This window comes from Pseudomonas sp. FW305-96 (assembly GCF_058783825.1).
The window spans coordinates 100,134-112,192 of sequence record NZ_JBYSYW010000017.1 but is presented as its reverse complement, the minus strand read 5'-3'; the positions used below and the strand labels follow the sequence as shown (position 1 = coordinate 112,192).

Sequence of the window (12,059 nt, the reverse complement as noted above, 5' to 3'; positions counted from 1 at the left end):
GCAACACCCCGCCCCCCTTTATGCGCCAAAACACTATAAATGCACGGCAAAACAAACAACGTAAACAAAGTCCCCACCGACATCCCGGTAGCAATCACCATCCCGATATCAAACCGGCTGACCGCCCCGGCCCCGGTTGCCAATATCAAGGGCACCATGCCGAACACCATGGCCGCCGTGGTCATCAGCACCGGCCGCAAGCGAATCGCGGCGGCTTCTTCGATCGCCTCGCGTACCCCAAGCCCCCGCTCGTCCCGTAGCTGATTGGCAAACTCGACAATGAGAATCCCATGCTTGGTAATCAACCCGATCAGTGTCACCAACCCTACCTGGGTATAGATGTTCATGCTCGAGACCCCAAGGAACAGCGGCAAGAGCGCCCCGCAGATGGACAACGGCACGGTCACCAGAATCACCAGCGGATCGCGGAAGCTCTCGAACTGCGCCGCCAGCACCAGGAAGATGATCGCCAGCGCCAGGCCGAAGGTCACCCACAACGCGCTGCCCTCCTGGACGAACTGCCGCGCTGTCCCGGCATAGTCCAGCGAAAAACCTTCCGGCGCCTCCTCGCGGGCGATGGCGCGCACGGTATCCAGTGCTTCACCCATGCTCACCAGCGGAACGCCCTGGATGATCGCCGAGTTCAGCTGCTGGAACTGGTTGAGCTGTCGCGGTCGGGCGCGGTCGCTCAGGGTGATCAAGGTCGATAATGGCAACAGCTGGCCTTGCTCGTTCTTCACGTAATAGCTGTTCAGCCAGCCGGGGTTGGCGCGGTAGGGCCGTTCGACCTGGGCGATGACCTTGTAGCTGCGGCCCTCCAGCGTGAAGCGGTTGATCTCGGCCTCGCCCAGCAAGGTCGCCAGGGTGCTGCCCAGGGTGTCCATCGACACGCCCATCTGCGCCGCCTTGGCGCGGTCGATGTCGATCACTACTTCGGGTTTGTCGAAGGCCAGGTCGATGTCGAGGAAGGCGAACTTGCCCGAGGCCTGGGCGCGTTCCTTGACCCGTTGCGCCACCTCTAGCAGCGCCGGGTAGTCACCGGCGGTGTTGATCACCAACTGGAACGGCAGGCCCTCGCCGGTGCCGGGCAGCGACGGCAGGTTGAAACCGAAGATCTGCAGGCCGCCGATCTGTTCGAGTTCGGCCTGTACCAACGGCAACAGCTGCATCTGCGTGCGCTCGCGTTCGTTCCAGGGCTTGAGCAGGAAGCCGCCGATACCGCTCTGCACGCCGTTGAAACCATTGATCTGGAATGACGAGTAGTACTCGGGGAAACCTTTGAAGATCGGCGTGAACTGGTCGGTATAGGCGTTGAGGTAGTCCAGGTTCGCGGTCTGCGGCGAACTGCTCATCATGAAGATCACCCCCTGGTCCTCCTCCGGGGCCAGCTCGTTGCGGGTGAACATCAGCAGCACCGGGATCAGGCACAGGATGAGCACGGCGAACACCAGCACCACCGGGCGGCTGTTCAGCGTGCCGTGCAGCAGGCGCTGGTAGCGTGCCTTGAGCGATTCGAAGATCAGGTCCAGGCGGTGGGCCAGGCCGCTGGGGTTCTGTTCGTGGCGCAGCAGTACGGCGCACATCATGGGGGAGAGAGTGAGGGCGACGACCCCGGAGATGACCACGGCACCGGCCAAGGTCAGGGCAAACTCCTTGAACAGGGCGCCGGTCAGCCCGGTGAGAAAACCAATGGGAGCGTACACAGCAGCCAAGGTGATAGTCATCGACACGACCGGCAGGGCGATCTCGCGGGCACCCTCCAGGGCCGCTTCGAAGGGCGTCTTGCCTTCTTCGATATGGCGGTGGATGTTTTCCACCACGACGATGGCGTCATCCACCACCAGGCCGATGGCCAGTACCATCGCCAGCAAGGTCAGCAGATTCAGCGAATAGCCCATCATCTGCATGAAAAACAGTACGCCGATCATCGACAGCGGGATGGTCACCACCGGGATCACCACCGAACGCAGGGCGCCGAGGAACAGGAACACCACGACGATGACGATCAGCACCGCTTCGCCGAGGGTCTTGATCACTTCGTCGATGGAGGCCTGGATGAACAGGGTGGCGTCGTAGGCAATGGACACCTTCAGACTGGAGGGCAGTTCTTCTTCGAGCTGCGGCATGATCCGCCGCACTTCCTTGATCACCTCCAGCGGGTTGGCCGCCGGCGTGGCCTTGATGCCGATGTACACCGAGGGCGTGCCGTCGAACGAACTGACCGTGTCGTAGTTTTCCGCACCCATTTCCACCCGGGCCACGTCACCCAGCAGCACCCGGCTGTCACCGCTGGTCTTCACCGGCAGGGCTGCGAAGGCCTCGGCAGACTTGAGTTCGGTGGTGGCGTTGATGCTGGTGACCACGTACTCGCCCTTCACTTCGCCGGCCGCGGAGAGGAAGTTGTAGCGGCGCACGGCGTTGGTCACGTCCACCGCCGACAGGCCGAAGCCGGCCAGCTTCACCGGGTCGATCCAGATACGCATGGCGAACACCTGGTTGCCGAGGATCTCGGCCTCGGCCATGCCCGGCAACGTGGCCAGCTTGGGCTGGATGACTCGTGACAGGTAGTCGGTGATCTGCGGGTTGCTCATTTCCTTGCTGTAGAAGCTGATGTACATCAGTGCCGAGGCGTCGGCGGCCTCCTTGCTCAGTACCGGATCCTCGGAGTCCTGGGGCAGCTTGTTGCGCACCTCGTTGGCCTTGGCCAGCAACTGGGTGAACAGGCGGTCGGTGTCGGCGCCGATCCGCGCGTAGACCGAAATGATCGAGAAGTTCTGCCGGCTCACCGAGGTCATGTAGTCGATGCCGTCGGCGCTGGCCAGGCTCTGCTGCAGCGGCTGGGTGATGTAGCCCTGGATGGTCTCGGCGTTGGCCCCGGGGTAGGCGGTGGTCACCGTGATCAGGGCGTTTTCCATCTGTGGGTACTGGCGGATCTGCAGCTTGCTCCAGGCCTGCAGGCCCAGCAGCAGGATAAGCAGGCTGACCACGCAGGCCAGCACCGGGCGGCGGATGAACGGGTCGGTGAACGCCATGGCCGCCTCCCGTTCACTGCGCGCCGGGCGCGGTGGGTTTCAGGGGCGTATCGGCGCTGATGCGGATCGCCGCGCCTGGGCTCAGCTTGAGCTGACCGGCGGTGACGACCTGGTCGCCGGCCTGCAGGCCCTTGAGCACCACGACCCAACCCTCGCGGCGTTCGCCGGTCTGTACGGTGAGTTGTTCGGCGATCAGTTGCGGCTGATCGTTGGCATCGCGCAACGGCTGGCCGTCCTCGCCCTTTTTCGGGCTGACGCGATACACCGAGTTGCCATAGAGGGTATAGGTGATGGCGTTTTCCGGCACCACGACCTGCGGTTGCGGGTCGGGCAGCAGCAGTTGCAGGCTGGCGAACATGCCCGGCAGCAGCTTGCCTTCGGGGTTGGCCAGGGTGGCGCGGACCAGCAGGTTGCGCGTGCTTTCCTCGACCTTGGGGTTGATCGCGCTGAGGCTGGCGGGGAAGGTCTGGTCAGGGTAGGCGGCCACCTGGGCCAGCACCCGCTGGCCGAGGCTCAGGTGCGGTAGGGCCTGCTCGGGCACATTGAAATCGACGTAGAGGCTGGACAGATCCTGCAGGGTGGCGATCACCGTACCGCTGGGCAGGTAGGCGCCGACGTCCACCTGGCGGATGCCGATGGTGCCGCTGAACGGAGCGCTGATGCTCTTTTTCGCCAGCGATGCCTTGAGCTGGTCGACCACGGCCTGGTTGCGCCGGTACTGGCTGGTCAGGCGGTCGTACTCGCCCCGGGAGATCGCCGAGTCGCCGACCAGTTGGCTGCCACGGCCGAAGTCGACCTTGGCCAGTCCCAGGTCAGCCTGGGCAGTGCCGAGCAGGGCGGTTTCCTGGTCGCTGTCCAGCTGCAGCAGCAACTGGCCAGCCTTGACCTGCTGCCCGGACTCGAAATGCAGTGACTTCACCGTGCCGGCCACTTCCAGGCTCAACTCAACGCCCTGGTAGGCCTTGAGGCTACCGACCGCCGGCAGGCGCTCCTGCCACTGGCGTAGCTCGGCCTGGGCCGCGGCAACACTGACCGGGGGCCTGGGCTGCGAGAACATCTGCACTTGCCGGTAGATGGAAACGGCCTTGATGCCCCCCAGGATCAACACGATCAGCAGGACGACGGCCAACATGATCAGCATGCGGCGGCGCAACATGGTCCGGTTCCCTGGAGGTGGATTTTGTTGTTCGTCGGGCACGACCACGGGCGATCCGGCCCACGTGCGATGGGGCAAGTATTGTCGGTTTTCTGGAAAAGGGGAGAGGGAGTTGGCTTGTGCCGGCGCTATCGCGAGGCAAGCTCGCTCTCACAGGTATTGTGTAGCAGCTGTGGGAGCGGGCTTGTCCCGCGATGAGGCCGGTAGGTCCTGGCAGAAAAATCAGACCAGATGCAGGTGGTTGTCCCAGAACCCGGACGGCAGGTCCATCGGTTGCCCGATCAACTGCGCCTTGCGGCAATCATAGAAGCGGCAGCGACCCTGCCCGGAGGTGACGACGAAACCATCCTTCACCGCTCCGACCCCGGCGCAATCGGGCATCGGCGCATCAAGTTTGACTGCGCCGCTGTCCAGGTCCCAGATGAACAGGCGGTTGGCCCGCGGCGCGGTCAGCGCCACCAGGCGCAGGTCGCTGTGGATGGCGACGCTGGCGGTGTACTGGGCCATCGATTGCAGCTGGCGCTCCGGCACCGGGAAGGCCTGGAACGGCTCGCCCGGGCGCTTGATCGCCAGCAGTTCGGCGGTTTCTTCCGAGCCGCCCATGAACTGCTGGCAGGCGGCGATGGTGCCATCATCGCCAACTGCCAAGTGACGCACGCTGTTCATCTGCTGGGCCAAGGTCTCCTTGCTCAGCAGCGTGCCGTCACGCTGCATCAGCACCAGGCTCGGCTCCATGGCGTCGAGGTTCATCTCCACCCGGCTCTCGGCCTCGGTACGGATGCCGCCGTTGGCCACCACCAGGGTCTCGCCGTCGGGCAGCCAGGCCACTTCGTGGGGACCGATGCCGTGGGTGGGGATCTCGCCGCTGTAAACCAGGCGCTCGCCCTCGAAGCGGTAGACGCCCAATACGCCACGGCCCGGGTCGCTGGTGTCGTTCTCGGTCGCATACAGCCACTCGCCACCCTTGTGGATCACTGCGTGGCCGTAGAAGTGCCGGCTGGGCTGTGAGGCGAGGGTCTGCAGCAGGCGCCCGTCACGCAGGTCGACCAGATAGCTCTCGGTGCCGGGCCGGCGGGCGACGAACAAGGCGATCGGCAGCGTCGGATGGTTGATGATCGCATGGCAACGCTGGGTCACCTGGGTGCTGAACACCTGGGTGCCGTCCAGGCGAAAGCCGACGGCGTAGTGCTTGCCGTCGCCGTCGTCGCGGGCCGACAGCAGCAACGGTTCGCTGCCTTTGCCGCGGAACAGGCTCCAGCCACCCAGGGTGAGGGCGCTGAGCAGAACGCTACCGAGTTTCAGGGCCTGGCGTCGCAGCATGATCAGTCACCGTCGTTGGCGTTGAAGCCCAGCTGGATATTCAGCGCCTTGGCCAGCTCGCCTTCGTGCAGGCGGTGGACGACGTTGAGGGCATCGTAGATCTGGTTGAGGGTCTGCTTGCCAGCGTCGTCGGCCAGCAGTTCGCCGAGGGTCTTCTGGTTGTCGGCCAGCAGCTTGAGCGCAGCAGCATAGGCATCGTCGATCTTCTGTGCCAGTGCCGTCTGGTCCTTGCCCAAAAGGCCGCGCAGGCCTTGATTGTCGACCCCGACCCAGACGGTCTGGGCGGCCTTGAGCGAGGCTTCCAGGCTCTTGATCGAGGAGTGGCTGCGCCAGGCCTCGGCTTGTAGTGGTTGGGCAATCCCCTTGCTCTGCCGGCCCATCGGCGCGCCAAGTTTCTTCTTCAGGCTGTCCAGGGCGGTGACCTGGGCACGCAGCACGTCGGCGATCGCCTCGTGGGAGTCGGCGTAGCGCTGGTTGGGGAACTTGGTCATCTGCGACAGCATGCCGTCGGTGCTGTTCCAGCCTTTGAGGATTTCTTCGGCCAAGGCCTTCTGGTGTTCGCCGATGGCGACCAGCAGCGGGCAGTAGCGGGCCTTCTGTTCGGCGCTGGCGATGTCCGGCTTGCTGTCGAACAGGATGTATTCGTAGGCGGACAGGCCACGGACCACGACGCTGGCCTTGCTCAGCGATTCGACGGTGACCGCCTGCTCGCCGTTGACCAGTTGCTCGACTTGGCGGCCGACCAGGTTCTTCTTGTCTGGCCAGAACTGCACCTGCCAGGCACGGTTGCCTTCGGCCAGCGGGCCGACCAGCAACGGCTGCAATTCGGCCCAGGCTTTTTGTGCGTTGAGGAAGTCGGCGCGGGCGGCCTCAAGGTCCTGCTTGCCCTCACAGTATGCCAGGGCGCTGGCGGCTAGTTGTCGGTCAGCCTCGACCCAGCGGCTGTAGGTCGGCAGGATCACCTGCTTGGCGATGGCCGCGGAGGTCACTGCCTGTGGGTCTTGTGGCGAGCAGGCGCCCAAGGCGAGTGCGGCGAGGCTGGTGAACAACAGTTTGGGTCGGAACATGCCCGGCTCCTTGTGCGTTTAAAGTGAATTCAGGAAGGCCAGCAGCGCGGCGCGCTGCTCGGCATTGAAGGTCAGTACATGATCGCGCGCCGCCTGGGCTTCGCCGCCGTGCCAGAGCACGGCCTCGAGCAGGTTGCGGGCGCGGCCGTCATGCAGGAGCTGGCTGTGGCCGCTGACGGTTTCGCTCAGGCCGATGCCCCACAGCGGTGGGGTGCGCCAGTCCTGGCCGTTGGCGGCAAATTCGGTGCGCTCGTCACTCAGGCCCGGGCCCATGTCGTGCAGCAGCAGGTCGCTGTAGGGGCGGATCACCTGGTTGGCCAGTTCCGGCTCGGCCGCATTGGCTGCGGTGGTGAATTGCGGGGTGTGGCAGCTCTGGCAACCGGCCTGGTAGAACAGATTCTTGCCGGCCAATACCTGCGGCGCATCGACGTTGCGCCGGGCCGGCACGGCAAGGTTGCGGGTGTAGAAGGTGACCAGGCGCAGGATATTGTCACTGACTTCCTTTTCGCCGCCCTGGCCATCGCCATTGGGCGCGGCCAGGCAATCGACCTGCGCGGCGGTGCAGTCGTCCTTGGGCAACAGGGTGGTGGTCAGGCCCATGTCGCCGGCGAAGGCGTGCACGTTCTGCTGGTTGACGTTGGGCTGCCCTGCCTTCCAGCCGAAGCGGCCGACCACGGTCTTGCCCTGGGCATCGTCCCACACTCGGTTGGCGCGGCCACGGATGCCGTCGCGGTTGTGGTCGTCCGGGTCCTCATTAGCCAGCAGGTCGGCTTCGGGGATGGCCTCGAGCAGACCCAGGCCGATCATCGGCGGGGCGACCCGGGCGGAGAAGCGGGTGTCCGGGTGCAGCGGGCCGTAGCCGAGCTGGCTGATCCGCAGGGTCGGGCGGCGCAGCTCGACCTGGTGGCCGTCCGCGAAGGTAACGCTGTGGTTGTCGTAGGTCACGCGGACTTTGCCTTCCGGGGCCACGCCGGGGATGGCCATGTCCTGCAACTGGGTACCGTAGACGGGCTCTGGGACCACGCCCAGGCGCTCGATCACCTGGGCGTAGTACGGCTGGTCAGGGATCGACAGGCGCACCAGCATCGATACCGCGTTGCTGTCGTCTGGCTCCGGCGGATGGCCGCGACCATCGCGCACGTGGCAGTTCTGGCAGGCGTTGGTGTTGAACAACGGGCCGAGGCCATCGCGGGCAGTGGTGGTGGAAGGGGCGATCACCCAGGGGTTGCGGAAGAAGCTGTTGCCCACGGCGAAGTCCAGGCGTCGTTCGGGCGTGAGATTGGCCGAGGGCAGCGAGTAGGCGTTGCGATCGCTGCGCTGCACCGTCGCCTTGCCGCCCGAGAGCGCCTCGCCGGGCTCGGCCTGGGTGAAACGCGGGGCGTCGTCACAGGCGGCGAGGGCGAAGGCCAGCAGCAGGGGGCTTAGGCGGAGCACGGACATCGAGGATCCTGGGCATGGGCGAAAAACCGGCGTGCAAGCTTATCAGGCCGGGGGTGATTGAATAAGAGCAATTTGCAATTGCCAGATGAAATTGGCTTTACCTGGAAATGTCCGCGCCCACCCATTGCGCTCCCGAAGGCATGTCACGGAAATGAAAAAGGCGGCCCGAAGGCCGCCTCTGCTGAACCGCGACGCTGATCAGAATTCGTGATCGGCGGTGTCCGGGTTCAGGTTGTCGATGCCCAGCTTGCCCGCGGCCTGCTCGATCGCGCCGGTCTGCTTGACCAGGGAGGCGATGGCATCACGCACGATCTGGTTGCCGGCGGCATTGTCGGCGGCGATCAGTTGGTCGTAGTGCTCGCCCTTGAGCGCGTGATCGACGATCACCTGGATCTTGGCTTCGGTGGCTTCCAGGTCGGCTTTGAGGGTGGCGTCGGTGGCGGGATCGGCCTTGGCCACCAGCGACGACAGGCTCGGGCCGCTCAGCTTGCTGCCGTCGACACGGGAATATTCGCCCAAGTAGACGTTGCGGATGCCCTTGGCGTCGTAGAAGTGCGAGTAGTGGGTGTTGTCGCTGAAGCAGTCGTGTTCGTCTTCCGGCGAGTTGGCCTCCAGCGAGACCTTCATGCGCTCGCCCGCCAGTTCGCCCAGCGACAGGCTGCCCATGCCGAACAGCATCTTGCGCAGGCCATCGTTGGCCGACTCTTTTTCCAGGCTCGCGCGGTAGTTGTCGGCGACGTTCGGCGCCCAGTTGCCGACCATTTCCTCGAGGTCCTTGACCAGCAGGTCGGTGGCCGCCTTCAGGTAGGCACGACGACGGTCGTTGTGCCCGCCGGTGGCACCTTTGCCTTCGAGGTAGTCGGAGGCCGGGCGGTTGCCCGCGCCTGGGCCGGTGCCGTTGAGGTCCTGGCCCCAGAGCAGGAATTCGATGGCGTGGTAGCCGGTGGCAACGTTGGCTTCGGAGCCGCCCAGCTCGTTCAGGCTGGCCAGCTTCTCGGGGGTGATGTCCTTGACGTCGATCTTGTCTTCGCCCACCTGGATCTCGGTGTTGGCGATGATGTTGGCGTTGGCCGCCGGGTTGCCCAGGGCGTGCTCGTAGCTCTTGTCGACGTAGTCGATCAGGCCTTCATCCAGGGGCCAGGCGTTCACCTGGCCTTCCCAGTCGTCGATGATGGTGTTGCCGAAGCGGAAGACTTCGCTCTGCAGGTACGGTACGCGCGAGGCGACCCAGGCGTCCCGGGCGGCTTTGAGCGTCTGGTCGTCGGGCTTGGCGAGGAAGGCGTCGACGGCGGTCTGCAACTGCTTGGCGGTGCTCAGCGAGTCGCTGTACACGGCATGGACCATCTCGGCGTAGTGCTTGACCACGGCCTTGGCGGCGGCTTCATCGACAGCCCCTGGTGCCGCGGTGGTGGTGGCAGCGGCAGGTGCCTGGGCTTGCGGTGCGGCGGCCTTGTCGTCCTTGCCTTCGCCGCAACCGGCGAGGGCGATGGCGATGGCCAGCAGACTGGCGGAGGCCAGAGGCATTCGAATCATTGTTGGTTTCCTGCGTCGTGTGGTTGGACCATGGGTGGACCGTGCGCCGTGGCACGCGAAACCGCAACATCATGCGAAAGATTTGCATTTGCTGTAAAGGGGCGGGCGCGCATTTCATGCAAACGCCCGTTTGCGCGGCTTCACCCAGGTTGGCGGTGGTTACAACGCGGAAACCTGGTTGCGTTGCGCCTGCTTGAGGAAGTTGGTCAGTTCACGCGCGGAAAGCGGTTTGCTGTAGTGGTAGCCCTGACCCTCATGGCAGCCCTGGGCGATGATGTAGGTCTCCTGTTCGGCGGTTTCCACGCCTTCGGCGATCACCTGCATGCCCAGGCTCTTGCCCAGCTGGATGATGGCGCGAACGATGGTGGCGTCGTCATCGTCGTCGAGCAGGTCCTGGACGAAGCTCTTGTCGATCTTGATCTTGTCCAGCGGCAGCGACTTCAGGTAGCTGAGCGAGGAGTAACCGGTGCCGAAGTCGTCGATGGCGATCAAGGCCCCGGAGCGGCGCAGGCTCAGCAAGTGTTGGGCGGCGGTGCTGATGTCTTCCATCAGGCCGGTCTCGGTGACTTCCAGCTCCAGGCTGCGCGGTGGCAGGCGGTAGGCCTGCAGCAGGTTGTTGACCACCCGCGGCAGCTCGTTGTGGTGCAACTGCACAGTGGACAGGTTCACCGCCATGCGCAGTTCGCTGAAGCCCTGGTCGTGCCATTCGCGCAACTGCCGGCAGGCCTGGTCGAGCACCCACTCGCCGATGCTGATGATGCTGCCGTTCTGCTCGGCCAGGGGGATGAACTGGTCGGGCGGGACCATGCCCAGCTCCGGGTGCTGCCAGCGTAGCAACGCTTCGACGCCGACCACGCGGTGGTCGCGATAGCTGATCTGCGGTTGGTACACCAGGTACAGCTGGTTGCGCGGCAGGGCTTCGCGCAGGTCCTTTTCCAGCTCGCGGCGGCGGCGCATCTCGCTGTCGACGCTGGCGATGTAGAACTGGTAGCGGTTGCGCGAGCGGGCCTTGGCCAGGGTCATGGTCTGCTCGGCCTTTTGCAACAGCTTCTCGGTGCTGTCGCCGTCCTCGGGGAACAGGGTGATGCCGATGGTGGCGCGCAGGCGGATCTGCTGGTGGTCGAGGTCAAAGGGTGCCTCGAGGTCGTCGAGGATGCTCTGGGCCAACTCGGCGGCTTCGTAGGGCTGCTCTATATTGGCCTGGACCAGGGCGAACTGGTCGCCGCCCAATCGCGCCAGGGCGCCGAGGCGGCCGCTGTGCGCGCGCAGGCGGTCGGCCAGGGCCAGCAGCAGCTGGTCGCCGACCTGGTAGCTGAACTGCTCGTTGATGCCTTTGAAGTCGTCCAGACCCACGCACAGCACGGCGACGCGGCGCTGCAGGCGGCCACCGTCGACGAGAATCTTGTCCAGTTGCTGTTGCAGTTGCTGGCGATTGGGCAGGCCGGTGAGGAAGTCGTACTGGGCCATGCGCTGCAGGCTGTTCTCGGCCTCGTGGCGCAGGTGGGTGTTGCGTTCGATGGAGGCCAGCAACTGGTTGGCGGTGTTTACCCAGATGCCCAGCTCGTTGCGCTCGTGCCCCTTGAGCAGGGGATCTGGTGCTGGCTGGGGCGGTCGGGGTTGATTTGCGTCAGGTGCTCGATGATCTTCGACAGCGGCTTGGTCAACAGCCAGTGGTACACCAGGTACAGCACCAGGCCCATGGCCAGTGCGCGCAGCACGCCGGAGATGAAGATGATCACCGCGTTGACCAGGAAACCCTCGCCATAGGCGCAGGTGTCGAGGGTGATGCTCAGGTCGCCGTAGTATTCACTGTAGGGACCGCGGCCGACCAGTTGCGTGGTGTAGGTGCGCTCCTGGCCGAGGATCAGGTCGGTCAGCCAGCGCATGGACATGTCCTGCAGTGGCCGGGATTTTTCCGCGAGCATGGTTTCGTTGGGGTGGCCGATGGAGGCCATGCGCACCGAGCCGTCCTGGAACAGGCCTTCCATCACTTGCATGCCCATCTCCCGATCGAGGCTGTACACCGCCTGCGTCGAGGGGTCGCGGAACATGTCGAGGATGCGCTGGGCGTCGTTGTTCACGGACTGGCGGGTCTTGTAGGCGTCATAGACGATCTGCGCACAGCTGAGTACGACGCCGACAGCCAATGCCGAGAGCAGTACGACCCTCAGCAACTTGACCGATAAGCTGTTTCGGAATTCCAGCTTCAATGGGGTTTCCTTAATCCATGCGCATGCCATTATTTTGCCATCAACCATGGCGAGAGACTATCGACCCCATACCCCGTCAGGCAACCTGTCCGTCGACGGAATTGCCCTTGACTCTGTATCGGTCGAGCGGTCATGCGACTTGAGTGCGCTGCGTCAACTTTCCAGAAGGTTGATGTTAGCGCGCTATGCGGGCTGAGCAAGAGCGCGAAGATGGGTTGCAAGCAATTCTGTCAGGTCTGCCCTTGCAGGAGGCGAACACATTTCCCCAGGCAATAAAAAACCCGGCGCCGGGCCGGGTCTT

The 12,059-nt window shown here is 64.5% G+C and carries 6 protein-coding genes and 1 pseudogene; all 7 read right to left on the bottom strand.

The genetic code is table 11. The annotated features are described in order from the left end of the window. Positions 1 to 3,032: multidrug efflux RND transporter permease subunit (locus AC3WL2_RS15025; RefSeq protein ID WP_102682817.1), on the bottom strand; the 3,032-nt coding region annotated here is incomplete at its 3' end. 13 nt (positions 3,033 to 3,045) lie between these two features. Continuing rightward, on the bottom strand, positions 3,046 to 4,188 hold the full coding sequence (locus AC3WL2_RS15020; RefSeq protein WP_102682816.1) for an efflux RND transporter periplasmic adaptor subunit: 1,143 nt from the start codon (positions 4,186 to 4,188) through the stop codon (positions 3,046 to 3,048). Between the two features lie 222 nt (positions 4,189 to 4,410). Further along, a complete protein-coding gene (locus AC3WL2_RS15015; RefSeq protein WP_102682815.1) occupies positions 4,411 to 5,508 on the bottom strand; it encodes a DUF1513 domain-containing protein in 1,098 nt (365 codons plus the stop codon). Positions 5,509 to 5,510: 2 nt separating this feature from the next. Continuing rightward, a complete protein-coding gene (locus tag AC3WL2_RS15010) occupies positions 5,511 to 6,575 on the bottom strand; it encodes an imelysin family protein (RefSeq protein WP_102682814.1) in 1,065 nt (354 codons plus the stop codon). Between the two features lie 18 nt (positions 6,576 to 6,593). Continuing rightward, positions 6,594 to 8,015, bottom strand: a complete 1,422-nt coding sequence (locus AC3WL2_RS15005; protein ID WP_102682813.1) for a di-heme oxidoreductase family protein — start codon at positions 8,013 to 8,015, stop codon at positions 6,594 to 6,596. 198 nt (positions 8,016 to 8,213) lie between these two features. Next, positions 8,214 to 9,548: an imelysin family protein gene (locus tag AC3WL2_RS15000; protein WP_102682812.1), complete on the bottom strand. Its 1,335-nt coding sequence runs from the start codon at positions 9,546 to 9,548 to the stop codon at positions 8,214 to 8,216. Between the two features lie 159 nt (positions 9,549 to 9,707). Further along, a pseudogene (locus tag AC3WL2_RS14995) lies at positions 9,708 to 11,758 on the bottom strand (putative bifunctional diguanylate cyclase/phosphodiesterase). Positions 11,759 to 12,059 lie beyond the last annotated feature (301 nt).